The 25,721-nt window shown below is 37.8% G+C and carries 26 protein-coding genes; 8 read left to right on the forward strand and 18 right to left on the reverse strand.

What is annotated here, in order from left to right; translation table 11 throughout:
• The first annotated feature begins 77 nt into the window (after positions 1–77).
• Positions 78–422, forward strand: a complete 345-nt coding sequence (gene rplT / locus FAZ15_RS15545; RefSeq protein WP_136902236.1) for a 50S ribosomal protein L20 — start codon at positions 78–80, stop codon at positions 420–422.
• A 68-nt stretch (positions 423–490) separates the two neighbouring features.
• Here rplT and rimK read toward each other — a convergent pair whose 3' ends face one another.
• The 5 genes from rimK to FAZ15_RS15570 form a co-directional block, all read right to left on the reverse strand.
• Positions 491–1,423 (reverse strand): 30S ribosomal protein S6--L-glutamate ligase, encoded by a 933-nt coding sequence (rimK, locus tag FAZ15_RS15550; RefSeq protein ID WP_136902237.1) that lies wholly within the window; start codon positions 1,421–1,423, stop codon positions 491–493.
• 47 nt (positions 1,424–1,470) lie between these two features.
• Entirely contained in the window at positions 1,471–1,902 is a 432-nt protein-coding gene (locus FAZ15_RS15555) for an ATP-dependent zinc protease family protein (protein ID WP_238387275.1), read from the reverse strand.
• Positions 1,903–1,908: 6 nt separating this feature from the next.
• Complete coding sequence (locus FAZ15_RS15560; protein WP_136902238.1) at positions 1,909–3,087, reverse strand: AIR synthase related protein; 1,179 nt, start codon at positions 3,085–3,087, stop codon at positions 1,909–1,911.
• Between the two features lie 146 nt (positions 3,088–3,233).
• Positions 3,234–3,716, reverse strand: a complete 483-nt coding sequence (locus FAZ15_RS15565) for a DNA-deoxyinosine glycosylase (protein ID WP_136902239.1) — start codon at positions 3,714–3,716, stop codon at positions 3,234–3,236.
• Between the two features lie 9 nt (positions 3,717–3,725).
• A complete protein-coding gene (locus FAZ15_RS15570) occupies positions 3,726–4,232 on the reverse strand; it encodes a ribonuclease H family protein (RefSeq protein ID WP_136902240.1) in 507 nt (168 codons plus the stop codon).
• A gap of 170 nt (positions 4,233–4,402) precedes the next feature.
• On the opposite strand from FAZ15_RS15570, the gene FAZ15_RS15575 reads away from it, so the two are divergent.
• On the forward strand, positions 4,403–6,232 hold the full coding sequence (locus FAZ15_RS15575; RefSeq protein ID WP_136902241.1) for an alpha-L-fucosidase: 1,830 nt from the start codon (positions 4,403–4,405) through the stop codon (positions 6,230–6,232).
• Between the two features lie 16 nt (positions 6,233–6,248).
• Here FAZ15_RS15575 and FAZ15_RS15580 read toward each other — a convergent pair whose 3' ends face one another.
• Complete coding sequence (locus FAZ15_RS15580; RefSeq protein WP_136902242.1) at positions 6,249–6,758, reverse strand: FUSC family protein; 510 nt, start codon at positions 6,756–6,758, stop codon at positions 6,249–6,251.
• 147 nt (positions 6,759–6,905) lie between these two features.
• Positions 6,906–9,365: an endopeptidase La gene (gene lon, locus FAZ15_RS15585; protein WP_136902243.1), complete on the reverse strand. Its 2,460-nt coding sequence runs from the start codon at positions 9,363–9,365 to the stop codon at positions 6,906–6,908.
• A 307-nt stretch (positions 9,366–9,672) separates the two neighbouring features.
• On the opposite strand from lon, the gene FAZ15_RS15590 reads away from it, so the two are divergent.
• Positions 9,673–10,341: a tetratricopeptide repeat protein gene (locus tag FAZ15_RS15590; RefSeq protein ID WP_136902244.1), complete on the forward strand. Its 669-nt coding sequence runs from the start codon at positions 9,673–9,675 to the stop codon at positions 10,339–10,341.
• A gap of 199 nt (positions 10,342–10,540) precedes the next feature.
• Here the strand turns inward: FAZ15_RS15590 and FAZ15_RS15595 are convergent, their stop codons facing one another.
• Positions 10,541–10,993: a copper resistance protein NlpE gene (locus FAZ15_RS15595; protein WP_136902245.1), complete on the reverse strand. Its 453-nt coding sequence runs from the start codon at positions 10,991–10,993 to the stop codon at positions 10,541–10,543.
• 273 nt (positions 10,994–11,266) lie between these two features.
• Between FAZ15_RS15595 and FAZ15_RS15600 the strand changes: the two genes are divergently transcribed.
• Entirely contained in the window at positions 11,267–12,490 is a 1,224-nt protein-coding gene (locus FAZ15_RS15600; protein WP_136902246.1) for an MFS transporter, read from the forward strand.
• Between the two features lie 52 nt (positions 12,491–12,542).
• Positions 12,543–12,875: a HopJ type III effector protein gene (locus tag FAZ15_RS15605; protein ID WP_136902247.1), complete on the forward strand. Its 333-nt coding sequence runs from the start codon at positions 12,543–12,545 to the stop codon at positions 12,873–12,875.
• A 109-nt stretch (positions 12,876–12,984) separates the two neighbouring features.
• Here the strand turns inward: FAZ15_RS15605 and FAZ15_RS15610 are convergent, their stop codons facing one another.
• From FAZ15_RS15610 to FAZ15_RS15650, 9 genes are all read right to left on the reverse strand, one after another.
• The gene (locus tag FAZ15_RS15610) at positions 12,985–13,506 is read right to left on the reverse strand and encodes an SRPBCC family protein (protein WP_136902248.1); all 522 of its coding nucleotides are present in this window, start codon (positions 13,504–13,506) and stop codon (positions 12,985–12,987) included.
• 51 nt (positions 13,507–13,557) lie between these two features.
• The gene (locus FAZ15_RS15615; protein ID WP_238387276.1) at positions 13,558–14,091 is read right to left on the reverse strand and encodes a DUF1697 domain-containing protein; all 534 of its coding nucleotides are present in this window, start codon (positions 14,089–14,091) and stop codon (positions 13,558–13,560) included.
• Between the two features lie 182 nt (positions 14,092–14,273).
• On the reverse strand, positions 14,274–14,714 hold the full coding sequence (locus tag FAZ15_RS15620; protein WP_136902250.1) for a VOC family protein: 441 nt from the start codon (positions 14,712–14,714) through the stop codon (positions 14,274–14,276).
• A gap of 84 nt (positions 14,715–14,798) precedes the next feature.
• Complete coding sequence (locus FAZ15_RS15625) at positions 14,799–15,173, reverse strand: MauE/DoxX family redox-associated membrane protein (protein WP_136902251.1); 375 nt, start codon at positions 15,171–15,173, stop codon at positions 14,799–14,801.
• 314 nt (positions 15,174–15,487) lie between these two features.
• Complete coding sequence (locus FAZ15_RS15630) at positions 15,488–17,683, reverse strand: GAF domain-containing sensor histidine kinase (RefSeq protein WP_136902252.1); 2,196 nt, start codon at positions 17,681–17,683, stop codon at positions 15,488–15,490.
• 308 nt (positions 17,684–17,991) lie between these two features.
• Positions 17,992–18,447 (reverse strand): SRPBCC domain-containing protein, encoded by a 456-nt coding sequence (locus FAZ15_RS15635; protein WP_136902253.1) that lies wholly within the window; start codon positions 18,445–18,447, stop codon positions 17,992–17,994.
• Between the two features lie 69 nt (positions 18,448–18,516).
• On the reverse strand, positions 18,517–19,089 hold the full coding sequence (locus FAZ15_RS15640; protein WP_136902254.1) for a pentapeptide repeat-containing protein: 573 nt from the start codon (positions 19,087–19,089) through the stop codon (positions 18,517–18,519).
• A 12-nt stretch (positions 19,090–19,101) separates the two neighbouring features.
• A complete protein-coding gene (locus FAZ15_RS15645; RefSeq protein ID WP_136902255.1) occupies positions 19,102–19,680 on the reverse strand; it encodes a Crp/Fnr family transcriptional regulator in 579 nt (192 codons plus the stop codon).
• A gap of 30 nt (positions 19,681–19,710) precedes the next feature.
• Positions 19,711–21,486, reverse strand: a complete 1,776-nt coding sequence (locus tag FAZ15_RS15650; RefSeq protein ID WP_136902256.1) for a pseudouridine synthase — start codon at positions 21,484–21,486, stop codon at positions 19,711–19,713.
• A 128-nt stretch (positions 21,487–21,614) separates the two neighbouring features.
• Here FAZ15_RS15650 and FAZ15_RS15655 point away from each other — a divergent pair, with 128 nt between their 5' ends.
• The 3 genes from FAZ15_RS15655 (at position 21,615) to fabV (ending at position 24,650) form a co-directional block, all read left to right on the forward strand.
• Positions 21,615–22,571: an aldo/keto reductase gene (locus tag FAZ15_RS15655; RefSeq protein WP_136902257.1), complete on the forward strand. Its 957-nt coding sequence runs from the start codon at positions 21,615–21,617 to the stop codon at positions 22,569–22,571.
• A 68-nt stretch (positions 22,572–22,639) separates the two neighbouring features.
• The gene (locus FAZ15_RS15660; protein WP_136902258.1) at positions 22,640–23,110 is read left to right on the forward strand and encodes a Dps family protein; all 471 of its coding nucleotides are present in this window, start codon (positions 22,640–22,642) and stop codon (positions 23,108–23,110) included.
• A gap of 340 nt (positions 23,111–23,450) precedes the next feature.
• Complete coding sequence (gene fabV / locus FAZ15_RS15665) at positions 23,451–24,650, forward strand: enoyl-ACP reductase FabV (RefSeq protein WP_136902259.1); 1,200 nt, start codon at positions 23,451–23,453, stop codon at positions 24,648–24,650.
• An 85-nt stretch (positions 24,651–24,735) separates the two neighbouring features.
• Here the strand turns inward: fabV and FAZ15_RS15670 are convergent, their stop codons facing one another.
• Positions 24,736–25,713, reverse strand: a complete 978-nt coding sequence (locus FAZ15_RS15670; RefSeq protein WP_136902260.1) for a 2-hydroxyacid dehydrogenase — start codon at positions 25,711–25,713, stop codon at positions 24,736–24,738.
• Positions 25,714–25,721: the final 8 nt, after the last annotated feature.

A 25,721-nucleotide genomic window follows, 5' to 3' on the forward strand; every position in this document is an offset into this window, starting at 1 on the left:
CATTTTTTTAACCGGGTATTGGGTCGTAAGATTGCTGAAAAACGTAACGCCTTGTACCAAACTAAAATTTAAAAATTATGCCACGTTCGGTTAACGCAGTAGCTTCGAGAAGAAGAAGAAAAAGAATCATGAAATTAGCTAAAGGCTATTTCGGTTCACGTAGCAAAGTATATACTATTGCTAAAAATACAGTAGAAAAAGGTTTACAGTACGCTTACCGCGACCGTAAAACTAAAAAACGCGAGTTTAGAGCTTTATGGATTCAACGTATTAACGCTGGAGCCCGTCAACACGGAATTTCATACTCTCAGTTGATTGGTAAATTAAATGCTAAAAATGTTGGTTTAAACCGTAAGGTTTTGGCTGATTTAGCTTTAAACAATCCAGATGCTTTCAAAGCAGTTATAGACGTAGTAAAATAGAGTTTTAACCCGCAATCAATTTGTTAGATATAAAAAAAGGGATCCATTTGGATTCCTTTTTTTATAAACTATAATTTGCTTTCTTTCTTAATTTTGCGTTTTATAACAGGCTTTAACAGCTGTTTTGCTTCATGCTGTGTTTCCAAATATTTTATAATTTCGCTAGCGATGTCCTTGTGTGTCGCTGTTTCAATTCCTTCCAGGCCCGGTGAAGAATTAACTTCTAGAATTAACGGCCCCCTATCGGAAGGCAGCATATCTACACCAGCAACGGTTAAGCCCATCGCTTTCGCGGCGGCAATCGCCGTTTCACGTTCTTTTCGCGTTAATTTAACTATTTCTGCTGTTCCTCCGCGGTGTAAGTTTGAACGAAATTCTCCCTCTTTTGCGGTACGTTTCATAGCCCCCACAACCTTGCCATCTACTACGAAAGCACGAATATCACTGCCTTTCGCCTCTTTAATGTATTCTTGAATAAGGATGTTATTTCCCAAACCGTAAAACGCTTCGATTACAGAAGATGCAGCTTTTTTCGTCTCAGCAAGTACCACACCGATACCCTGAGTACCTTCTAAAAGTTTAATAACCAGAGGGGCTCCACCCACCATACTAATCAAATCATCGACATCTGAAGCTGTACGTGCAAACCCAGTAATAGGAAGTCCGAGTCCTGCGCCGGAAAGGATTTGCATGCAGCGTAGCTTATCCCTAGAGCGTGTGATGGCCTGGCTCGGATTGGCAGAGATCACATTCATGACTTCAAATTGTCTTACAATAGCTGAGCCATAAAACGTGACAGAGGCGCCGATGCGAGGGATAATAGCATCTATATCGGCTATATCATGACCTTTGTAATGTATACTTGGCTGCCCTTGTCGAATGCCGACGTAGCATTTACTGTGGTCGATAACAATACATTCGTGACCGCGGGCTGATGCAGCTTCTACAAGCCGTCGGGTAGAATATAAATGCTTGTTCGTGGATAATACGGCAATTTTCACAAAGATCTGTTTATAATTAGTAACAAAATTGGAAAAGATAAGTTTGCTTAAAAGCTATTCTTAGCCAGATACTTTTGTGAAACGTCAACCAAAAATTTTTGGTTGATAAAGTTTCTGCCCAATAGCATAGGATAGGACATAGAAGAACGATCTCTTAATGAGAGCTTGATGTCGAATAAGCAGTCAAACATTTTAATCTTAGTAATAAAAATATATCTGGTTTCTGTCTGACCGAAAGAGCTTTTGACGATGCGCTCCCGGTGTACAGGAAATGTCAATGTTAGGATTTCTTCTTCTTCTAAATGCGGTTTAATGTGACAAGTAATATAACGGTGTCCTTTTCTTTCAAATACCTTAAAATCTTCACAATGTAAAACAGAAGTCTCTGCACCAGTGTCCACTTTAGCATGGATATTATACATGCCCAACTCGGGCAGATCTACAATTTCATGACGACCAATGATGCTTTTTTCTTTCAAACCTATTTATTCGTATGTAAATTCACCATATGACGACGTAATCGTGACCTGTTTTCTGTCTGAAGCTTCTACACGCCCAATAATTTGAGCTGGAATACCAAATGAGTTTGAAATTGCGATAATGTCGGCAGCGATATCCTCCGGAACGTATAACTCCATGCGATGGCCCATATTGAAAACTTTGTACATCTCTTTCCAATCTGTATTCGACTGTTTTTGAATAAGGTCAAATAGCGGAGGAATAGGGAACAAATTATCTTTAATGATATGCATATTGTTTATAAAGTGTAGTACTTTTGTCTGAGCACCGCCCGAACAATGTACCATGCCGTCGATTTGCTTACGGTACTTGTCTAATATCTGTTTGATAACGGGAGCATAGGTACGCGTTGGAGAGAGAACCAATTTTCCAGCAGTGATTTCTTCTCCGGTTTCCACTTTTATTTTGTCCGTCAAAGCTTTCCCCCCTGAAAATACAAGTTCATAAGGTACGGCGGGATCAAAGCTCTCTGGATATTTTTCAGCTACGGTTTTATTAAACACATCGTGGCGGGCAGATGTCAATCCATTGGAGCCCATGCCACCATTGTATTCTTTTTCATAGGTAGCTTGACCGTTCGAAGCTAAGCCTACTATTACATTTCCGGGTTTTATGTTATGGTTGGAAATGACATCGTCTCGCTTCATCCGACATGTTACCGTACTGTCGACAATAATTGTACGAACTAAGTCCCCGACATCTGCAGTTTCCCCACCTGTAGAAAAAATACCGATACCCAATTTGCGTAATTCCGCTAATATTTCTTCCGTACCATTAATAATCTCTGCAATGACTTCACCGGGGATAACGTTTTTATTACGTCCGATTGTTGAGGATAGCAATATATTGTCGATAGCACCAATACAGAGGAGATCATCAAGGTTCATAATGATTGCATCCTGTGCAATGCCACGCCATACAGAAATGTCTCCAGTTTCTTTCCAATACACATAAGCCAAAGACGATTTGGTACCCGCGCCATCTGCATGCATAATATTACACCATTGCTCATCACCACCCAGTATATCAGGTATGATTTTACAAAAAGCCTGAGGATAGAGACCCTTGTCGATATTTTTTATAGCATTGTGTACATCCTCTTTACCAGCGGATACACCTCGTTGGTTGTATTTTAAATCTGACATCTTAACGCAAAAATAAACAAACTGAACGACTATTGGTAAAGTTTTTTATTGCCTTAGTCCTCTTGGTATTCACTTCTGTATGTGTATGGCACTATTTGAAATTAGTAAACTTTGGGAATTCGCTTACAAGGTATGCGTTTCCAAGGTTATCGGCCCCTGATAACGGACCATGCCGTTACCAATTTTTCTAATGTAAATTGTGCATTGGCCGGACTGGTACTTGGTAAGGTATAGTAGTCGATTTGTGGCAGGCGTTGGAAATACTTGTCGTACAGTTTTTGAGCTTTCTGTCCGTTAAAACATATCTTTTTTAGTAAGGTGTACTCTTTCAGTACGTTATGGATGTTGTTGGGGTGTTCATTTAAGATGGCCGTATCCATACTTCCCGGTCTTATTGCGGTCGCACAAACATCCCATAGTGCGATGTTATTCCGATATAGTAAATCTATCCGCTCTTTGTAATCGATAGAGAATTCCTCGTCTACTAACCTGAATAATACCTTCCAAAACCGATTTTGCGGGTGTGCATAATATTGTTGATGTGCTATGGAGAAGTCTCCGGGCAATGAGCCTAAAATCAGGACGGTCGCCTCAAGATGTAGTATCGGAGGAAAGGATTGTTTGATCATATTTTACATTTATATTATTCCGGGTTTTTGCTCTTCCATCTCAAATACAGAATCAATTTTCCAATTTGCTTTGTCTTTCGAAGCTGCTACCGCCAACTTATCACAGCGCTCGTTTAGCGGATGTCCGGCGTGCCCCTTTACCCACACTAACCGCACATCGTGAAGTTTGTAAGACTGTATTAATCGCATCCAGAGGTCTTTATTTTTCTTTCCTTGAAAGCCTTTTTGGATCCAGCCATATACCCATCTTTTTTCGATTGCGTCAATCACATATTTCGAATCAGAGAAGATGGTTACCTTTTGTTTGATATTTTTTAAAGCTTCTAACCCGATTATTACTGCCAAGAGTTCCATGCGGTTATTCGTCGTTTTTCTAAATCCGCCCGAAAACTCTTTTTCAATTAGTTTGCCTTGGTATTCGGGATTCGAACCTTGATAAATCGTTCGTAATATTGTGCCGTATCCGCCAGGACCGGGATTTCCACTTGATGCTCCATCTGTATATAATTCGATCATTCCTACAAAAGTACAGTTATTCTGAACAGAGTCTATCAATATTCCCACTAAAAATAAATCTTCAGCGGTAGATGAGAACCGAGCTTATCGAAGGCAAACCGCTATATTCAAATCAGCCTAAGTTTGAAATTGCTTTAAAATTGATTATTTTCACCGTTCAAATTAGATATATGAATCTACGAAAATTCTTTAGCGCACTCTCATTTTTGGTGATCAGTACAGCGATAAATCTGCAAGCTCAGAACAATTCCGAAAAGAAAATGGAATGGTTTGAAGACGCAAAGCTTGGTATATTTATTCACTGGGGTATATATTCCGTAGATGGTATATCAGAATCATGGGCATTTTTTAATAATTACACCAGCCATGCAAATTACATGAAACAATTAGGAGGTTTCACGGCTTCCAAATATAAACCAGAAGAATGGATTGATCTCGTTCAGAAATCCGGTGCCAAGTATACTGTCATCACAACAAAACATCACGATGGTGTATCCTTGTGGGATAGTAAAGCGCAGCATGCTGTTACTACGATCAAAGATGCTGCTGTAAAAAAGGATGTATTAACACCTTTTATTTCTGCATTGAAAAAAACAGATTTAAAAACAGGGTTATACTATTCGCTTCCCGATTGGAGCCACCCATGGTATGATGTCAATACACGTACTAAAAAGCGATATGAACTCAAAGACGAACCAAAACGATGGACTGATTTTGTAGATTATTATCAATTGCAATTAAAAGAACTTTCTACAACTTATAATCCGGATTTGATTTGGTTCGATGGAGATTGGGAACATACATCCGAAGAATGGAAAGCACCCCAAACCCTATCACTTTTGAGATCTTATAATCCGGATATTATCATTAATTCCAGGTTAAATCATCATGGAGATTATGAAACACCGGAGCAGGGAGTGCCTATCACCAGACCGAAGAACAAATATTGGGAATTGTGTTATACGATGAACGATTCGTGGGGATATCAGCCTTTTGATACACATTATAAAACACCAAATATGATTGTTCGGACATTAGTGGAATGTATTGCTATGGGTGGAAATTTGCTGCTTAATATCGGGCCAAAAGAAGATGGAACGATCCCAGAGCCACAAATAGCGATCTTAAAGGAACTGGGACGATGGACTGCAAAACATAAAGAAGCCGTATATGAAACCAGAGAAGGGGTATCACCATCTTTTTTAAAAGATAAAAATGCGTTTTCTAAAGATGGTAAAACTTTGTTTGTGTATTTGGAGAATGTAAAAGATCAAGTTCGGATAACTGGATTGCATACCAAACCTACATCGGTTCGGATGGTAGGGACGTCTGAAACAATTACGCTTGATTACGATGGATATCATTTAAATCTTCCACTGTCCCCCAATAATTTTGACTCCACTGTTACTGTCCTTGCTATAACGTTTGATGAGAAGCCTGAATTTCGTCTCCACGAGGTAGAAGCTATACCATTACTACAACGCATTTTAGATATGGAGGATGCTTCAGAATCTATTTCAACATTGGTTAAATGGACTGATGTTGGATCGAATCTATTAAAAGGCAAATTACAGAGTGATGGCAGTGAAATAGATCCTACGTTGAAATTTGCAAATAAAAGGGTTGAGGAATGGATATTGAAACACGCAGAAGTATTGCACAATGCACAGGCCGGCATAGACGCTGGTCATTACGCTGGAGCGACAGCTCTTTCAGGAGATAAACAGACCTTGTATTTGTTTGTAGAGGGTAAGCCGACAGGACCTCTCGCAGTGAAGGGGCTGAAAAATGTGATCGCGCGTATTCGTATTGTGGGCGAAGGTTCGATGATAGGTCATGATATTTTCAATAAATTGTATTGGTCACCTATTCCCGGTATTATATATATAGATTTACCAGCATCTAGATTGGATAAGGACATCACTGTGGTTGCAGTTTTATTAGACAGGCCTATTGAATTATACCGTGAAGAAGTGGGGGCTATAGAAAGTAATTTGTAATTTAGTAGTGGGTTTACTAATATTTTATCCCGTATTTACGTTTGAAATAACGGAAAATCATGGATGTAAATACAACTATTAGTAAACCTACTATACAACCCAGTCCTACCGATAAGAAGCGAAAAATGGGAGTAATACTCATGGCAGTATGATGCGGTTCAACCATGATAATTAATAGTGCAACCAATGCTACCCTTGCCATATTCATCACGTGAAATAACCGACAGACTATAATGGTCAATATTATTCCGATAATGATGTTATAAATGTTGGATTCATGTATGAACAGACAGGCCATCGCGACAGAAGAACCAATAAAATTGGATTTAAACCGTTCAATAGATAGACGCCTCGAGTCTTTTTCTTCTGGGGAGATTACCAGAAGAATGGATAATAATGTCCAGAAGAGCTCGAATTGAGGATAAGTCTGATATAAAGAGAAACCTATTAAGAAACCTATAAGACATCGTAAGGTGTAAACCAATAAGGGCGAAGAAACGAATCTTTTGATGAAATTATCAATCATATTATTGGGAGACAAAATTAGCTTTTCTTTTCGGAAGATTAGTCTAATATTGTCAAAAATTTAAAAGGAGCTAGGTATAAGGAGTTAGGTCTCAATCTGCCTAAACTGTTTGATTCCTAACTCCTGATTCCTGGTTTCTAACCCCTATTAAGCAATTCTTTCTAGCACCTTAGCATTTTTTACTTTGTTCTTCAGTAAGGCTAACTCAATTACTTCAGACATCTCACTTACATAATGGAAGGTAAGATCTTTAATATAGTCTTCTTTTATTTCAATAATATCTTTTTTGTTGGATTTACAAAGTATGATCTCCTTGATGTTGGCGCGTTTTGCAGCGAGTATTTTTTCTTTTATCCCCCCAACAGGCAATACTTTCCCTCTCAGTGTAATTTCTCCGGTCATTGCTAATTTCTCTTTTACCTTGCGCTGTGTAAATAAAGAAGTCAGTGCGGTGAGCATGGTGACACCTGCTGATGGTCCATCTTTAGGTGTAGCTCCTGCTGGAACGTGTACATTTACATCCCATTGGTCAAATATTTTATAATCAATACCAAACTCTTCTGCATGCGAACGAAGATAAGCCATGGCGATAGCTGCCGACTCTTTCATTACATCACCTAAATTACCTGTTAAGCTTAACTTGCCTTTTCCCGGGCTTAAACTAGACTCTATAAATAAGATGTCGCCGCCTACTGAAGTCCAAGCCAATCCGGTGACAACGCCGGCTACTTCGTTGTTTTCATAGATGTCCTTGTCAAAAATGGGAGCACCTAATATTTCTTCTACGATAGGGGCAGATATATTGGTGTTATACGGTTTTTCCATAACAATCTTGGTTGCTACACCGCGTACTACAGAACCTATTTTCTTCTCCAAGCCCCGTACACCGGATTCTCTTGTATATTCCTCAATTATTTTCTCAATAACTTTGGGGGACAATGATACATCCTTGGTGTTCAAACCGTGCATTTCACGTTGTTTCGGCAATAGGTGTTTTTTTGCAATCTCTATTTTTTCTTCAATCGTATAGCCGTTTACTTCTATGATTTCCATCCGATCAAGCAGTGCCGGTTGGACGGAATTTAGTGAATTTGCGGTAGCAATGAACATTACCTTAGACAGATCGTATTCCATCTCTACGTAGTGGTCATAGAAATTAGTGTTTTGTTCCGGATCCAATACTTCCAATAAAGCAGATGATGGGTCGCCCTTAAAGTCCGAACCGATTTTATCGATTTCATCCAGTACGAAAACCGGATTTGAAGTTCCTGCTTTCTTTAGGGATTGAATGATACGGCCGGGCATAGCACCAATATACGTTTTACGATGACCGCGGATTTCAGCTTCATCGCGCACGCCTCCCAAAGCCATACGCGTATATTTCCTTCCTAATGCACGTGCTATAGACTTACCTAGAGAAGTTTTTCCCACTCCCGGAGGGCCGACCAGACAAAGGATGGGGGCTTTCATATTGTTTTTAAGTTTCAATACGGCAAGATATTCTATAATACGTTGTTTTACCTTTTCTAGGCCATAATGATCCTTATCCAGTATCTTAATCGCGCGGTTTAAGTCAAAATTGTCTTTCGTATATTCTCCCCAAGGTAGATCCAAAAGCAATTCTAAGTAGTTCAATTGTACCGAATAATCAGCTGCTGCTGGATTAATACGGGCCAACTTCTCACTTTCTTTATTGAAATGTTGTTTTAACTCTTGAGACCATTTTTTTGTTTTAGCTCTCTTTTTTAGTTCTTCCATCTCTAAATCAGGTGTATTTCCACCTAATTCTTCTTGGATTGTTTTCAGCTGTTGATTGAGGTAATAATCTCTTTGTTGCTTATCCAAATCAATACGGACTTTATTCTGGATTTGGTTTTTAAGCTCTAACATCTGAATTTCAGTAGTCAAGTATTCCAATAATAACTTTGCGCGTTTAACAAAATCTTTCATTTCCAAAAGATCTTGCTTGTCGATCATCTCAAGAGATAAATTTGAGGATATAAAGTTTACTAAAAATGTAGGGCTTTCAATGTTCTTTATCGCTATACCAGCTTCGCTAGGAAGATGAGGAGAAAGTTGAATCACTTGAAGCGCTAGCTCTTTGATGGAAGATATCAACGCTTTAAACTCTTTGCTGCTCGTTTTGGGTTTATCCTCCGGAAAACGTTCAACCCTGGCTTTGATATAAGGCTCGGATTGAATTAGTTCGATCAGTTTAAAGCGTTGTCTGCCTTGGATGATCACAGTAGTATTTCCATCCGGCATTTGCAAGATCTTAATGATATTTGCTACTGTACCGATTTTATGCAGTTGATCAAAGCCGGGGTCTTCAATATTCATGTCTTTTTGAGAGACCACACCAATTGTTCGATTTCCTTTATAGGCGTCTTTTACGAGCTTAATAGACTTATCTCTTCCTACAGTAATCGGTATTACAACTCCAGGAAATAACACGGTGTTGCGAAGGGGAAGAATGGATAAATCTTCAGGAATATCTGCTTTACTCATTTCGTCTTCATCTTGCTGACTTAGCAAAGGAAAGAATTCTGTATCTTCGCTAATCATTGGTATAGCCTGATTGAAGTCGAATGTGTCAAATTTGCTCATCTATATATTGTTTGGTTAATCCGACAAGATGTCAGATTGTTTAGTATAAAATCTTTAATAAACTGTGATTGCTTATAATGCAAGTCCGATGCCAACTTGAATATTTGGTATTATTTATGCTATATTAATTTGGATACTGCTAAAACGTCAGAAAATAATCTAGATTGACATCTTTTTCATAGACGTAAAAGTAACGATTATCGGAGGAACAATGTATATTGTGGAAATGTTTATAAATATTAATTGTATGCTTAAACTTAATCCAGCATTTTTACTCTATTAGATAGAAACTATATAAAATAAGGATATGAATTTAAAATTTGTGGGTACTCGTTTAAGAACATTAAAACTTGGAATTGCTACCTTAGCGCTAGCAGTAACTACATTATCGGCTCACGCACAGCAAGAAGAACACAGCAATCCAAATGTTCGTCTCGGACAAAAGGCGTTGTTGGATGGCGATTTTAAAAGTGCAGCCTCTCATTTGGAAAAAGCCCTTCCCGCAGAAAGTAAAGATCCCAATGTGTTGTATTTGTTAGGTTATTCACAATTTCACAATGGTGACTATACAAAAGCAGCTGCTTCATTTAGCAAAGTAATTATGCTAGACAGTAAAAATGCAAATGCATACTATTATAAAGCAAAAGCAAACAACAACTTGGCCATAGCAAAAGACAGCAAGTTATCATTAGCTCAAAAAGAACAGTTATTAACTTCATCTATCGCGGATTATACTAAAGCTATTTCCGTAAATGTGAATGACGCTAAACTATATCAGAATCGCGCTATCGCTTATCGTGATTTAGGAATTTTGAAAGGAACTTCTGAAGCAGCAAATTACAACAAAGCGGATGCAACTGATGCGTATAACAAAGCGATCGTAGATTACGAAAAAGTGTTGACATACGACGCAGCTCGTAAGGATATTCAGACTGAGGTGAAAAAAGCAAAAGTATATAGAGATAATTTAAAATAAGCTATTCTCCGTTTTAAAAACAAGAGGGTTTCTAAAAAGCACAACATCGTGCGAACCGGAAGAACGATGGTGAAGCATCTGACGATTTTAAAAACGCAGATTGCCTCGCCATGCTTCCTCGCAATGACGCGTTTTTTGAGGATGAGCTCCCCTTTAGAAACCCCTTTGTTTACTGCTATAGATACTTAAGGTCCCCTTATTATTGTTTAATTAAATTATATAAATCTTTAAGCTCTCCATCGATTTCTTTTCCTTCCTGATCCAATTGTATAAGCTTATTTTCGCCCACTTTATATTTTATATCTAATTCTTTGCCGTGCAGATGAACGGTGCTGCCGTGGTCATGCCACATGATTTTTCCTGTATCTTTGAGCTTCGTGTTTCTATTCTGGTACTCCGCAGTATAGGCGAATGTCTCGTCGGTATTCAAAACTACCGTAGTTGCTATCCCCGGACAATCGGCACAAGGGATCACGCCTTTATAGGTGCCATTCCAATCCAGCGAGTTTTGTGACGTGTGGGTAGTATCCGGTAATACTTCATCAGTAGGGGTACTTACTTCGTCAGTTGTTTTTTGATTGTTCGTGTTTGATGTGCAAGATGCAAACATTAGGCATACTGAAAGTATGGCGGGAAGTAATAATTTATTCATGTCAATGGAATTAATAAATATGTATACAACGAATTATAGAAAACTTTGTTTTAATCAGAATAGATTTTGCGGTGTAAAATATTATCTTTGGCATATTAAATCGTTTTGAACCATGTGGAGTACTGCACAAAAAGGTGTTTTTTGTCATAGAGACAGAATTTCAGCTTCTTAAATATGCCATAAAGCATATCTTTTTCACTTCCTAATTACAGGGAAATTTTTATATTTTTTTACGAACTGTACATATTTGGTGTACAAAAAAATTATTGTTTTATGTTACAGTATTCATGGAAAAGAACATTTTCTATAATATGGATAGGTCAGTTTTTATCGTTGGTAAGTACTTCAGCGGTGAATTTCGCAATTATTATTTGGTTGAGTTTAGAGACCGGATCAGCAGAGGTATTGGCGTATAGTGCGATAGCGGCACTACTTCCTCAAGCTGTCATCGGTCCGTTCGCGGGTGTTTATATTGATCGTTGGGATCGCAAAAAAGTCATGATCTTTGCAGACGCATTTGTTGCATTTTGTACATTGGTAATGGCTATAAGTTTTTACCTAGGCAATGAAAGTCTACTGCTTATTTATGTCCTACTTAGTTTACGCTCAGTAGGTTCTGCCTTTCATATGCCAGCGATGCAGGCTGCAATACCCATGTTGGCTCCTGAAAATCAATTATTGCGCATAGCCGGGATAAATCAAATGATACAATCAGTTTCGAGTATTGCTGGACCGGCGTTGGGCGCATTGGCAATTGGTTTATTTCGTATCGGTGACGTACTTTGGTTAGATATCATCGGTGCCATCATTGCAATCAGCAGTCTGCTTTTTGTGCATATTCCCGATCCAAAAAAGGATAACGTACAAAAATCGAGTTTCCATCAAGTATGGACCGATATCGGAATTGGTTGGAATGAAATTATGAGCAGAAAAGGGTTGGCTTGGCTATTTACCTACTCCGTCATAGCGACATTCTGCATCATGCCCTTAGCCGTGATTTTTCCGTTATTAACGCTCAATCATTTTGGTGGTGGAAAATGGGAAATGAGTGTTATTGAAATTGTTTGGGGAGTAGGGATGGTAATTGGAGGTGGGATTTTGGGTATCTTCAAGCCATCGGTCCCTAAGGTAATATTGGTCAATAGTATGCATATTATACTTGGAATTGCACTCGCTCTTTCGGGTTATATTTCTGCGAATATGTTTTACTTGTTTGTTGGATTAACGGCTGTTGGAGGTGTTGCTGCCTCGATTTATAACGCTGCTTTTACAACAATTCTTCAAGAGGAAATATCGGCAGATAAATTGGGTCGCGTATTTTCCATGTACTTTAGTATTGTGGTTATACCGTCGATCGTAGGATTATTGTTTACAGGATTTATTGCTGATAGTATTGGTATTAATTTGACTTTTATGATCTTAGGATTGTCGATCGTATTGGTTGGCCTATTTTCTTTTTTTACACCTGCTTTAATGAAGATAGGACAAAAGAAATAACAGGAATTGAATTTTCGGTCCCCTTTACTATATTCGCATAAAAAACAATATTATGGCTCAGGAATTAATACAACGATTAAAAAATAAGGAAGCAAAATTTGCGGATGTGTTGGCTTTTATTGACGAACGATATGTACATACGCCGACAGCATTTACAAACGGCAAACAATATAATACTGAAAATGAAAATCAAGGGAGTGCAAAGGTTTTTTCTTTCGCACAAATACACGGACTTTCAAAAGACGATACATTGCTTTTATTTGCCGAACATGGAGAAGCTGTATTGGCGTCTCCTGATGCTATGGATCATCAAAACATCCGTCAGTTTATATTGAACGGCTGGGAGGGCGTGAAGTTTGAAGGGGCATCCTTACAGGCAAAATAGTTGATAGCCGATCTCAGAAAAAATAAAAGAGGTGTTCAAAAAACCGATATGATGAGTTTTTTTGAACACCTCTTCTCGTAGAAGTTTTCGATATACTTTTTAAAATATGCTATTCTTTCTCTAAAATATATTTCAAGTTCTGAAGACCTTTGTCGAAGTCTTTGTTCATATCAAAAAATAAACCGATGATGTTAAAAGGGTAGGGCATCTTTCCATCAATTTTCCAAATTACTTTTGATTGCGTTGGACTTAACTCTTCGACACGAAGAATAGATTTATTAACATCTTTGGATCCGTTGAAAAATAAATCAGTATCCATTTGATGTCCCTCCTCAATACGTGTAATAACTTGTTCACCTTCACCTACCTTGTCACTTTTCCAGACATAGCGAAAGCCTACTGTTCCGTCGGTTCCGGAATAAGTTTGTTGAATATTGGGGTCTTGTATTGACCAGCTGTCGTAGTTTGACTGATTGCGTAGTAGCTTCACGTAATCAAACACTTCCTGTCGCGGCTTGTTGATAGCTATTTCACTTCCGGCGTGGAATTTCTTGGGCATTATTAATGCTATAATTAATACCAACGCAACTAGCCCCAAAAGTGTGAATAAGATGTACTTCAAAGTTTTCATATTAGTTTCATTGTTAATGGTTTGTATTTCTGTAGTGCATTAAAGCTGGGTTTATTGGATGAGACTTATTAATTTCTGTACGGTATTTAAATTTCGTCCTGTCGCTTTTACTTTTAGCGCTTTTTCAAAATAACTATTATTCATTTTGGATTTTGCCATTCCTTCTGGCAGGTAAAAATATAGCATATTATTAATGAGCTGAAATTCTTCTTGTCCGTGATCTTTTTCTTGCAATTTGTTTACCAAATCGGTGCTCGGCTGATTAGATAGAAAGGTGATGAATAACTTATTTGGTTGTTCGTGCCCCCCTTGAAAAGGGTTGTTTAAAAGTACTTGATTCAGCTCTTCGCCAGTTACCGCAAAAACTTCGATATCTAATCCTAATTTTTCCTGAATAAGCTGATGTATAGCCGATTTGACTTCTTGTTTGGAAAGGGGAGAAGAGAGGATGATATTGCCACTTTGAATGTATGACATGACTTCTTCAAATCCTGCTTCTGTCAGAAGAGACCGCAGATCTTGCATCTTAATGCTATTTTTTCCGGATACATTAATGCCCCGTAGGAATACAATATGTTTCGCCACTTTATTATGATTATGCATTTCGCAAATTCCATTTCTCGTGTTAACTTCTTTAAAATGATGATAACACTTCGCCAAGAAAATCAAATCGGATATCATCACTAAACCGTCTCCCTAGTTATTGATAAATTTAAGTTTTTTGAAGGAATCAATGAGCTCTCTCGCCAGGGGCGAGGTCGACTTCATTACATTTTTTTGTTCCCCTCAAAATGTATCATCCAAGAGATTCCATATTTATCCGTAAAAGAACTATAAAGTTCTGCCCAGAATTGTTCTCCTAGTGGCATTTCTATATTTTCCGCATCGGCAGATAATGCCGCATGAAGTGCGGTCGCTTCTTCGGGAGTATCCGTATCTAACATAATATAGGTATTTGTACCTTGGGTAGCTTTTTGACCAAAACCCTCAAAACAGTCTGATCCCATCAGCATGGTCGAGTCATTAAGTACAATGGCTGTGTGTGCGACCAAATTTTTTGCTTCTTCGGGCAGTGGGTATTCCGGATCAGCGGGCATGTCGCCGAAACGGTAAATACCTGTGTTTTCTTTGTTGAAAACTTGTTCGTAAAATTTAAAGGCCTCTTCGCAATTGCCGTTAAAATTTAAATAAGCGTGTACTTTTGTCATGATTTCTAAATGTTAATTTTTTGAATAGATATTTTCTGCGTCTTTTAATCTCTTGATTTTTAAGGTGGATGGTCTCGTCGGTAATTACTTTTCAATCATAGGTTTGTATTTGCGTCTCTCATCAAATAAGATATACAAATTGATCAGAAATAATACACCTGCTATTGATAACGTAGAGGGGGAATATATGGCATTTTGTAAGACCACACCCACCATAACAGGAAGTATCATTATTGCACCTAAGGCGCGTGTTTTGGGAATAATAAATAGAAGCCCGCCCAGTACTTCGATAAGACCTACCAAAGGTAACAGCCATTTTATGCTGGCCATTGCCTCGCTAACTTTTAGTAATTCACCTTCCAGCTCCGGCGCAGGCATGTACATGATAAACTTATTGAGACCTGCATTGATAAACATGGCACCAAAGAGTATGCAAATAACGTATTTGAAAATTTTCATCGGTATATAATATAATTATTCTTTAAGTTTTAAATTTAGTTTACAATTCGAACATAACACTTGCCTTATGGCAAGTTTTAATAAAAATATTTTTGCTATTTCTCCACATATCATATACAAAATGGTATATATCTGTAAAATTAAGCCCATGTTTGACAGCTATATGTCAGTAGCCCCATTCCCATTACTAATCTTCTATTGGGATAGTAATTTTAGAATGAATCAATAACAATTATATTGGAATAGTGTTTTTGACATCATGAAGTGATAGCCGATGTTATAGATTAAGCTCTTTTGGAGTAAAAGGAATTTAATCAGGAATCCTGATGTTTTTTGTTTAGAAACTTGACAATAAATGTAGTTCCTTCATTTGGCTTACTTACAAATGATATCTTGCCTTTCAACCTTTTCATAATTTTATATACAATTGAAAGTCCCAACCCTGTGCCTTCGAAATCCGAAGCATTCCCAAGACGAATAAATTTGCGATATATTTTATCCGCTTCGTTAACTTCAATTCCTATTCCATTGTCAGCGATTTCATAAATCGTATATTCATCTTCCATATAACTATTTATGATAACTGTGGGAGTTGTCGATTTTGACGAATATTTAACCGCATTACTGATGAGATTCATCAATACCTGAGCTATTAATGTTTGATTTGTGTATATGTGATGGACCTTCTTTAGGATAAGGTCAGTGCCTGGCGAATTGTAAATAATTTTGGAATGGTTGAACACTTTATGAATTAATTGTTCGGGGTTAATTTCTTCCATATACAATTCAGCATTTTTAGTTCTAGAAACTTCCAATATGGATTTTATCATATCCTCCATCGTAGAGATGCTCTCTAAAATATGATTAAGATGCTTCTTGATGAAAATAGGATCTGTAGAGGGCTTGCATTGGAGCACTTGGGCATTCAATTTAAGTACCGAAAGCGGATTTTTTAAATCGTGGGAAACAGTGTGTGCATAATTTTCTAACTCATTGTTTGCTTCTAATAATTCATTATTCAGCTTTTGGATTTGTTCTGACTTTAAAAGAGCCGATTCAATAATTAGATTGCGTAGACGCTTGATAAGATAAATGTCTTTATCATTCCACATGAAAGAAGTTCCTTTGACATGTTCTTTCCAGGCTTCAAAAGATTTGCGGGGTGAAATCTTTAACATCCTTTTATCTTCGCTTGGAATTAATATTTTGGTCGGAGAACCTGCCCATACTTTTTGATGAAGCTGTTCTTTTCTAATCCACAGCATATTTTCATTTCTCAATGTATCTAAGTGTATCAGCGCAATACCACCAAGATTCGAGTCCAGATTTAATTTTTCGCCAAAATCTTTGAGGAATGTACTTGAAAAATAAATTTCTTCTTCCGATTGGAAATCGGACTTAAAAAAGCGAACTATTCTTTTGATGGTTTCTTCCGAAATTTGACTTCCAAAAGAGCGAATATTTTCATCTTTCGCGTATACAATTGTATCGGCGTCAACTAATTTACATAAAGCTCCCAAATTATCCCCCACGGCATGCTCAATGGAGTCATGTAAAAGAAGCTTGCCTTTGATATCCAATTCAATAAACTTTAATTTTTCTGCCTCTGTGACCAATTCCGCATTGGTATTAGCGGTAAATTTATTCGCGACAAATTGGGTTATTATATTGGTCGTGATTCGGTTTTTTAAATCAATAAACTTTGGTTCTATATTTTGGCAGGCAACCAACCCCCATAGTCTGTTGTCGATAATGATGGATATGCTGTAACTTGCTCTTACTCCTGCATTTTTCAAATATTCTAGATGGATAGGTGATACAGCGCGAATATTACTTTTGCTAAGGTCTAATGGTCTCGACGTGTTTCCAATCAAGTCTACCCGGGGCGCATCCGTGTCTGGAGTTAAACGAAAATGATTTGTCAAATACAATACCCGAGCCTGTTTTGGAATATCAAATTCAGGATAGTGCATGTTTAAATAACTAGGTAGACTGTTTTTTACTTTCTCTGCGATAACTTTACCACTGCTATCTTCCACAAATCGATAGATCATGACCCGGTCAAAATCAATTATTTCAGAAATTACATCACATAGATTATCCCACAATATAGCGGGCTGGTTAAACCTGGAAAATGTATTGAAAGAGATATTATTTTCGCTCAGTGTGTTGTGTATTTCTTCAAATTCAAAATAAATTAAATCGTGATGCTGATAGATGGAAAGATAACAATTATGTTCGTTCACATCGATCATGGATATTTCTTCGTTAGTAATTGCTAACGTTTCAAGAAAGGTGTGTATAGTAGTGCTGTAATCTTTTAGGTAGTTTTCTATAAATGAGGTAATATCTAAGCCTAAAAACTCATGTTCTGTCGGAAACAAAGTGTCCAAATTTTCACTTATATAGCTCGCTTTCCCAGATAGGTTAAAAACTATTAAATATCCATTCTGAATAATTTTATTGGGAATATGAATTTTTTCATCTTCACAATTGATAACAGTTAACATAAAGAAATATTTGTATTAAAATGGATAATGAATGGACAATGATAAAGCAGGTCTTTACACATCAATCTATTCCAAATATAATGCTTATTCCTCAAAAAAATAATAATGTTACGAATTAATCAAATTGTATTTTTATGGAAATCTTAAAAATTAAATTTCAGTTCTATTTTTCTGATTTTCATTTGTTTAGTGGTTTTTTAGAAATGAAATTCGTTGATCTTGAGCTGTTGCGTACTTATCCGCTAAAATGATTTTTTTCTGTTGGTATAAATACGGTGAAATATGGGAGTAAATACGATATGACTCCGTTAGTCTTCTTTCACAAAATCAAATGCACCTTTTCTAAGGTTAATGCCATATTCCAAATAGGCTTTTAAACAGGCTAAAAAGTTAGCCCAACCTTCTGTCTGGCCTATAGCCTGTTGGATACCGTCTTCGTCTGCATTCATTTGCTTTTCTTTAATGCGTACGACTGTCGAATTATTCTCCTGTGGTTCGAGAAAAATCTCAACAAGCATGTCTTCTGCGCCACCGCTCCAATCAAAGGAAATATAACTAAAGGGTTGAATTTCTCGGGGTTCAACGGAGAAAGATCCTTCAAACTCAGGAAAACTCCATTCAACTGCACTGGAAGAGTCTAATCGGCCTGTGCTTTTTGAGATAAAGTAATTAGACATTTTTTCCTGATCTATGATTGCTTCAAAAACTTCTGCTATAGGTTTTTGAATTTGAATGGCAGCTTTAGCAAAGAGGTATTTTTCCATGATGGTTCAAATTTCAAGGATAACAATTAATATAATGATTGGTTTTTGCGTTGCACTTGTCATTTTCCGCTAGCTTATGTCGATATTATATTTTTCCAGTAATCCCGGTATACCGACTAACGAAAATTTAGCTTTTTTAAGTTTATTATTATCCGGGTCGATGGTATAGTTGTAGGCGGATCTGAAGTCTACCTTTTCTAATACACTTTGAAAAAATTTACTATTTAGCAGATTACAGGTGTCAAATATAGATTGCGTAAGATTACATTGTTCAAAGTCAACCTCCTTTAATTCACAGGTTTGGAAGATTGTCTTTTTAACAACAGTCTTGTAAAAAGAGGAGTGATCCAATAAGCAATTATAAAATGTGAAAGATAGGTTAAAGGGATTGCATAAGTCAAATCGGATACCCAGCATTTTGCATTCTTTAAAGACATCGTCCTGTAGTGTGGCATTCTGCATATTTGTCAGCGACAAATTACAACGAACAAATTCACAATTTAAAAATCGAAATTGAGATAGATTCTGTCCTTCGAAATTACAGTTCTCAAATCGACAGTTTTCATATTCAGCGAGAGGCAGTTCTCTAATCTCGAAGTCTTCCTGTATGTACGTTATATCTTCAATTATCGGATAGGACATAGATGAATAGTATTATAAATGAGATATGTCTTTCCGTATACGGCTTAAGGAAGTATCTGTTACACCTAAATACGTTGCGATGTGTTTTAGAGGCGCCTGTTGTATGATTTGCGGATTTTTATGAATAAGTTGGAGGTAACGTTTAGAAGCTGGTAGCGTTATCATTTCTGTTGCTCTTAATTTACTTTTATACAATTCGAAAGACATCCAAGCCCGTCCCCATTCTCTAAATGCAGGTATTTGGTGAAAGAGCTCTTGGAAATCGTCATATGCGATCTTCCAAAGTGTGCAATCTGTTAGGCATTGGATATATTCATGCGTAGGAATACGTTGAAAGAGGGACGCAACTTCAATCAGCACTTCATTATTCCCAACAAAGCCCGTTGTTATCTCATTGCCTTCATAATCATGGAGATAATTGCGCACCAAACCATTTTCTATAATAAAGTATTCATTTGCGATATGTCCTCTCTCTAATAAAAAGTCTCCTTTTGAATAGGTAAGTTTAGTATGTGCGTTAAATATTAGTTCCAGGTCTTTAAGCTGAAAAAGTGGATGTTGATAAGCATATTTTAGAACTTCTATAGCCATTGGTCATCAATTTAAAACTAAAGTAATAAATTAAAATGGATCTGCTATTTCGAATTCAATTACTTTTCGGGAGACCGGGTGTACAAAAGAAATAAATCCCGCATGCAAGTGGAGCCTATTCGTTCGTGTTCCGTACAAATCATCCCCCACGATAGGCGTGTTTAAACCAAGCTGGTGTGCGGAGTGAACACGTAGTTGATGCGTGCGTCCTGTCAGCGGGAAATAATGTATGCGTGTTTTTCCATTTTCTATACCCACTACCTCAAATTCAGTTTGTGCTACCTTGCCGTATTCGTAGCAAACGACTTGGCGCGGTCTGTCGTCCAAATCTACACGTAATGGTAAATCAATTATTCCTGCGGTTTGCGTAATCATCCCATCTAGTAAAGCGGTATATCGTTTTCGTACTTTATGATGGATGAATTGATCCTGAATAAACTGGTGTGCATGTTTGTGCTTTGCGAGTACAAGTATTCCCGAAGTAGACATATCTAAGCGGTGAATAATTAAAGGCCCTGTAATCTCGGGATTACGTGCCAAAATTCGTTGTTGTACACTATCTTGGATATGAATGCCGGGTACCGATAAGAATTCTGCGGGTTTATTAATGACTATTAAATCCTCGTCTTCAAATATTATTTCCAACTCCTTACCTACAGCCGGATTTTGTAACATCGGATTTTCGTCTACCTCTAGTCCTTGTAACATATGGCCCAAAATGGGTTCGCATTTACCCCGGCATGCTGGATAGAAACTTTTATGTTTGCGCACTTCAGAAGAAGGTGATGCACCCCACCAAAATTCGGCCATACATACTGGCTTTAAATCATTTTGATATGCGTACTGTAGTAGTTTTGGCGCCGCACACTCTCCTGCACCTGCAGGTGGCGTAATATTATTTGCCTCTTCGAAAATGGCCAAAACATTTTTAGTTTCTTTGCAAGCATTGAGGAATTGATACTGATCAAAAAGTTTGTGTTGTAACGCGGCAGATTTTTGCTTGCGGGTTTCTTTCAAGCTTGCGATTTGTTCCCGAAGTTGATCTACGACGAACTTTGCTTGCTCCACATCTAACTTGCATTGCGCTTTCAGTACATCATATTCATGCTGATCGCGGTAGCTCTGTTTTATGAGATCAGCCTCCACTTCTTTGTATTTTGTTTCCGCTAATATGATTTTCCGATGCGTCCGTATTTGTTTGCGTTCAGCTTTATTCTGCTTATGCAGCACACGCATTTCGGCTAATTTAGCGGACGCAGTTTCATTCGTTTTTTCCAAATCGGCAATCGCAGATTCAAGCTCCTCATTGGCTTCTAATTTTTCTATTTCTCGATTCAATTGATTGATGGTCGATTCTTCTTTCAAAAAGAACCCCTCTTCATCCAACATATCAAAAATAGGAGGGACAAAATAGTGATGTTTATTTGTACCGGCAAGTTTACCCGAACAGGCAGCCAAATAACCCATTTCGCCGGAAGGTGTTTCTACTACAAGCACACCAAACATTTTTCCAATCACCAATCCTTCCTGTCCGTCACGTAATCCAAAATTGTGAACGAAATCATCTTGTTCTATTAAATATTTTTGTAACTCTTTGGCCGCCATAATGCTTAATGCGTGAGGCTCGTAATAAAAAGGAAATGTGAATTTCCGCGGTTTTTCTATAAGAGATATATCTGTATTAAATGAATGAAGCCTGGATGAGCTGCCTCTCAAAAAAGAACCGTCATAGACATCGCTTGTACGAGCTTCATCACCGTTAAAAGAGAATTTATTTTGACGAGAATAGGAAGGTGATGACTGCATAGTGTAATTTATTGTGTGCCACAAAAATAGTAAGAATACCGAAATTTATGATAATTAAATGTAGTTCGAACCGATGTGGAATCAAACTTAAAGAGTAAATTGTTATTTTATTCGCAAACGATTATTTTATGGTTGGAAGAAAAATTGGAAAATCAGACTTGTCAGTAGCTCCAATTATATTTGGAGGTAATGTCTTTGGATGGACGCTGGATGAAAAGCAGGCATTTGACATCTTAGATGCATTTGTTGATTTAGGTTTTGACGGTATTGATACAGCAAATCAATATTCCTATTGGGTTCCGGGAAATACGGGAGGCGAATCAGAAACAATTATTGGAAATTGGTTATCAGCGTGTGGCAATAGGAATAAAATTACGGTAATCACTAAAGTTGGCGGAACTTCCTCTGATATTCCTGAGCCTATTAATACCAGGGAACATATTTTACAACAGGTGGAATTGTCTTTACTCCGTTTAAAGACAGATTATATCGATTTATATCAGACGCATTTTGATAGTGAGAAAACACCTGTAGAAGAGACGCTACGGGCTTATGAAGATTTGATAAAAGACGGAAAAGTGCGTTACATTGGAGCCTCTAATGTTTCCCCTCAACGACTAAAAGAATCACTAAATGTAAGTGAGGGACTGGGGATTGCGCGTTATCAATCTTTGCAACCCCTGTATAATCTATTCGACCGAGAAAACTATGAACAAAACTATCAGCAAATCGCACAGACCTTTGAGTTAAGTGTCATTCCTTATTATTCACTGGCTAGCGGATTTTTGACTGGCAAATACCAAACTGAAAATGATTTTGCTAAATCGGATAGAGGCGAGGGAGTGAAACAAAAATATTGGAATGAGCGGGGAGAACGTATCATAAAAGCGTTAACTCACGTAGCGGAAGAGAACAATACGAACCCTGCTGCGGTGGCATTGGCCTGGCTGTTAGCACAACCAACTGTCACTGCGCCGATAGCAAGTGCCACAAAAGCAATACATTTAGATCCTTTTATAACAGCGGTGGACTTGAATTTGTCATATGAATCGCTAACTTTATTAAACGAAGCAAGTAAATATTAAATAATATATTATCAGATCCCTGCCAATAGACAGGCATACGTTTGATCCTTAAAACAAAAATAAAAAAGATGAAAGCAAATATTGGAATTAAAGAAAAAGACACAGCTGTCGTAGCACAGATTTTGAATAAACTGTTGGCAGACGAAAATGTACTGTATACTAAGGTAAGAAATGCACACTGGAATGTTGAAGGGCCTGATTTTCATGCACAGCATCTGTTTTTTGAAACCATCTATGGAGAATTAGCAGAGTTGATTGATGAAATTGCCGAACGTGTCCGCTCCATTGGTCATTTTGCAATAGGTACTATGAAGCAATTCTTGGAACTTACACAGCTGACCGAAATGAAATACGGTAAAAATGATAGTCAGGGCTATATCAAGGAACTGCTAAACGATCTTGAAAGTCTGATTATTTCCATTCGCGAAGATATCGATGCTGTCGAAAAGGCAGGTGATGCTGGAACCGAAGATTTTCTAGTTGGTATTTTGGAAAAACATGAGAAGACAGCTTGGATGTTGAGAGCACACATCAAATAAGTAAAAGACAAGATAGAACCCGTTGAGCATTATTACTTCAAAACTGTCATCCTGACGACAGGAAGGATCTAAAAATCTGGTTATGGATGCTTCGACTTCGCTCAGCATGACATTAAAGCGTTTTACGATTTCATCATGCACAACGGGTAAGACAGAATTAAGGGATATTGAAATTAAAATCGATATCCCTATTTTATGTAGAAAAGTTTAATTTTATCCGTGGTTAATTTTTTTGAGGAAAACTAAGAACAACTATTAACTATGGCTATTGCGGTATATTCCTCAAAAATTGCTTAATTTGTACCTTAAATTAGAAATTGAAACTTGTTAATATAAGAACATGATTATACAACCACGTGTAAGAGGATTTATTTGTTTGACGTCGCACCCCGAAGGAACGGCGCAACATGTTAAGGATCAAGTTGAATACGTAAAGTCAAAAGGTAAGATTACTGATGGGCCAAAAAAAGTATTGGTCATAGGTGCCTCTACTGGATTCGGATTAGCTTCTCGTATTAGCGCCGCTTTTGGTTCTGACGCTGCTACCATTGGCGTATTCTTCGAAAAACCCGCTGCAGCAGGTAAACCAGGAACTGCAGGTTGGTACAATTCCGCTGCTTTTGAAAAAGAAGCACAAGCAGCTGGTTTATATGCGAAAAGTATTAATGGCGACGCTTTTTCCGACGATATTAAACAGCAAACGATCGATTTGATAAAAAAGGATTTAGGGGAAGTAGATTTAGTCGTGTATTCATTGGCTTCTCCACGTCGTACTCATCCTAAAACAGGTGTAGCACATGCTTCGGTATTAAAGCCTATCGGACAGAGCTTTACCAATAAAACAGTTGATTTCCATACCGGAGTGGTTTCTGATATCTCCATTCAGCCCGTAGAGAACGAGGAGGATATTACAAATACTGTTGCCGTAATGGGGGGTGAAGATTGGAAATTTTGGATCGAGGATTTAAAAGCTGCGGGGGTATTGGCAGAAGGGGTAAAGACGGTAGCGTATTCCTATATAGGCCCTGAGTTAACATATCCGATTTATCGAAATGGTACAATAGGCCGAGCCAAAGATGATTTAGAAGGAACGGTTCCTGCATTAAACGAACTGTTAAAAGACCTAGGAGGTGTTTCTTACGTATCTGTGAATAAAGCATTGGTGACACAGTCCAGTTCGGCCATTCCGGTGGTGCCGTTATATATTTCATTGCTTTATAAGGTAATGAAAGAGAAAGGCATCCATGAGGGTACTATAGAACAAATGCAGCGCTTATTTGCAGAACGCCTGTACAATGGTGGTCATGTGCAGTTGGATGAAAAAGGTCGTATCCGTGTAGATGATTTAGAGATGCGTCCAGATGTACAAGAGGAGGTAGCTAAATTGTGGGAACAAGCCACTACTGAAAACTTAGAAGAAATTTCTGATATCAAAGGGTACCGGAAGGATTTCTTTAATCTATTTGGTTTTAATCTCGATTCGATCGATTACGAGGTAGATACAAATGAGGTTGTAAATGTACCTAGCATCATCGGTTAATGCCGTGATGTTGTATTTCTTTATGAGGGTGTCTCCTAAGTTTGTTCAAGACAAACATAAGGGACACCCTCATATGTGTAATTTGCTACTTCATATAAACTTCTTTGTTAATAACCTGAGGCATTTCCAATCCCGTTTTAGCACATATTATATTATTAGCAGCCATTACAGCCATTTTTGTGCGAGCCTCTACTGTAGCGGATCCGATATGCGGCAGTATACACACTGTCGGCATCTCTAACAGTGGATTTTCTGACGAAATAGGTTCGGGATCCGTTACATCTAATCCTGCTCCCCATATTTCTCCTTGTTGCAAGGCAACTATTAAATCTTCTTCCTGATGTATTTTTCCCCTTGCCGTATTGATGAAAATAGCGGAATTTTTCATTTTTTTGAATGCATCTTTGTTAAATTTGTATTTCGTCTCCGGTGAAAGGTTTACATGTGCAGAAACAACATCACTTTGAGCCAGCAAATCAGCAAAACTGACGTATTTTGCGTCAACTAATTTCTCTGCTTCCTCATTTTTAGTTCTGTTGTGGTAAATGATTTTCATGCCATATGCCGCTTTTGCCATTTTGGCAAGCTCTAGTCCAATATCACCCAGTCCATATATTCCCAACGTTTTCTTCTCAAGTTCAATGCCGAGGTCCTGCATGAAGTCAAATGATCTCTTTTGCTTTTCCCTAACTTCCTTCGCATAGAAAAAAGCTTTCCGAGACACCGCAATCATCAACAAAAAAGCGATGTCTGCAGTTGTTTTGCGGAGAGAGCCTGCCGTATTACTTATCGGAATACCCGCTTTGGTTGCAGCAGCAAGATCGACATGGTCAAATCCAACAGTAGTAAGAGCTATTCCTTCCAGATGAGCACATTTTTCAAAGAAAAGGGAGTCGAGTTTCGCATTTCCCACGAGGATCAGAAAATTACTATCCTGACACTGCGCTATCAATTGTTCCTGCGGAAGGTGTTTACGAGACCTGTTTATCGATACCTCCAACCCCTTTTCTTTTAGCTGTTCAATAGCTTTCTCGGGAATATTTCTAGCAATAAATACTTTCATTCACTATG

The sequence above is a fragment of the Sphingobacterium olei genome (genome assembly GCF_005048855.1).
GTDB lineage: Bacteria > Bacteroidota > Bacteroidia > Sphingobacteriales > Sphingobacteriaceae > Sphingobacterium > Sphingobacterium olei.

What these genes read in the sequence shown, in the direction of transcription:
- rplT (WP_136902236.1), top strand. Translation starts at nt 78, where the DNA reads ATGCCACGTTCGGTTAACGCAGTAGCTTCGAGAAGAAGAAGAAAAAGA.
- FAZ15_RS15560 (WP_136902238.1), bottom strand. Translation starts at nt 3,087, where the DNA reads ATGTCAGATTTAAAATACAACCAACGAGGTGTATCCGCTGGTAAAGAG.
- FAZ15_RS15565 (WP_136902239.1), bottom strand. Translation starts at nt 3,716, where the DNA reads ATGATCAAACAATCCTTTCCTCCGATACTACATCTTGAGGCGACCGTC.
- FAZ15_RS15570 (WP_136902240.1), bottom strand. Translation starts at nt 4,232, where the DNA reads ATGATCGAATTATATACAGATGGAGCATCAAGTGGAAATCCCGGTCCT.
- FAZ15_RS15575 (WP_136902241.1), top strand. Translation starts at nt 4,403, where the DNA reads ATGAATCTACGAAAATTCTTTAGCGCACTCTCATTTTTGGTGATCAGT.
- FAZ15_RS15580 (WP_136902242.1), bottom strand. Translation starts at nt 6,758, where the DNA reads ATGATTGATAATTTCATCAAAAGATTCGTTTCTTCGCCCTTATTGGTT.
- lon (WP_136902243.1), bottom strand. Translation starts at nt 9,365, where the DNA reads ATGAGCAAATTTGACACATTCGACTTCAATCAGGCTATACCAATGATT.
- FAZ15_RS15590 (WP_136902244.1), top strand. Translation starts at nt 9,673, where the DNA reads ATGAATTTAAAATTTGTGGGTACTCGTTTAAGAACATTAAAACTTGGA.
- FAZ15_RS15595 (WP_136902245.1), bottom strand. Translation starts at nt 10,993, where the DNA reads ATGAATAAATTATTACTTCCCGCCATACTTTCAGTATGCCTAATGTTT.
- FAZ15_RS15600 (WP_136902246.1), top strand. Translation starts at nt 11,267, where the DNA reads ATGTTACAGTATTCATGGAAAAGAACATTTTCTATAATATGGATAGGT.
- FAZ15_RS15605 (WP_136902247.1), top strand. Translation starts at nt 12,543, where the DNA reads ATGGCTCAGGAATTAATACAACGATTAAAAAATAAGGAAGCAAAATTT.
- FAZ15_RS15610 (WP_136902248.1), bottom strand. Translation starts at nt 13,506, where the DNA reads ATGAAAACTTTGAAGTACATCTTATTCACACTTTTGGGGCTAGTTGCG.
- FAZ15_RS15620 (WP_136902250.1), bottom strand. Translation starts at nt 14,714, where the DNA reads ATGACAAAAGTACACGCTTATTTAAATTTTAACGGCAATTGCGAAGAG.
- FAZ15_RS15625 (WP_136902251.1), bottom strand. Translation starts at nt 15,173, where the DNA reads ATGAAAATTTTCAAATACGTTATTTGCATACTCTTTGGTGCCATGTTT.
- FAZ15_RS15630 (WP_136902252.1), bottom strand. Translation starts at nt 17,683, where the DNA reads ATGTTAACTGTTATCAATTGTGAAGATGAAAAAATTCATATTCCCAAT.
- FAZ15_RS15635 (WP_136902253.1), bottom strand. Translation starts at nt 18,447, where the DNA reads ATGGAAAAATACCTCTTTGCTAAAGCTGCCATTCAAATTCAAAAACCT.
- FAZ15_RS15640 (WP_136902254.1), bottom strand. Translation starts at nt 19,089, where the DNA reads ATGTCCTATCCGATAATTGAAGATATAACGTACATACAGGAAGACTTC.
- FAZ15_RS15645 (WP_136902255.1), bottom strand. Translation starts at nt 19,680, where the DNA reads ATGGCTATAGAAGTTCTAAAATATGCTTATCAACATCCACTTTTTCAG.
- FAZ15_RS15650 (WP_136902256.1), bottom strand. Translation starts at nt 21,486, where the DNA reads ATGCAGTCATCACCTTCCTATTCTCGTCAAAATAAATTCTCTTTTAAC.
- FAZ15_RS15655 (WP_136902257.1), top strand. Translation starts at nt 21,615, where the DNA reads ATGGTTGGAAGAAAAATTGGAAAATCAGACTTGTCAGTAGCTCCAATT.
- FAZ15_RS15660 (WP_136902258.1), top strand. Translation starts at nt 22,640, where the DNA reads ATGAAAGCAAATATTGGAATTAAAGAAAAAGACACAGCTGTCGTAGCA.
- fabV (WP_136902259.1), top strand. Translation starts at nt 23,451, where the DNA reads ATGATTATACAACCACGTGTAAGAGGATTTATTTGTTTGACGTCGCAC.
- FAZ15_RS15670 (WP_136902260.1), bottom strand. Translation starts at nt 25,713, where the DNA reads ATGAAAGTATTTATTGCTAGAAATATTCCCGAGAAAGCTATTGAACAG.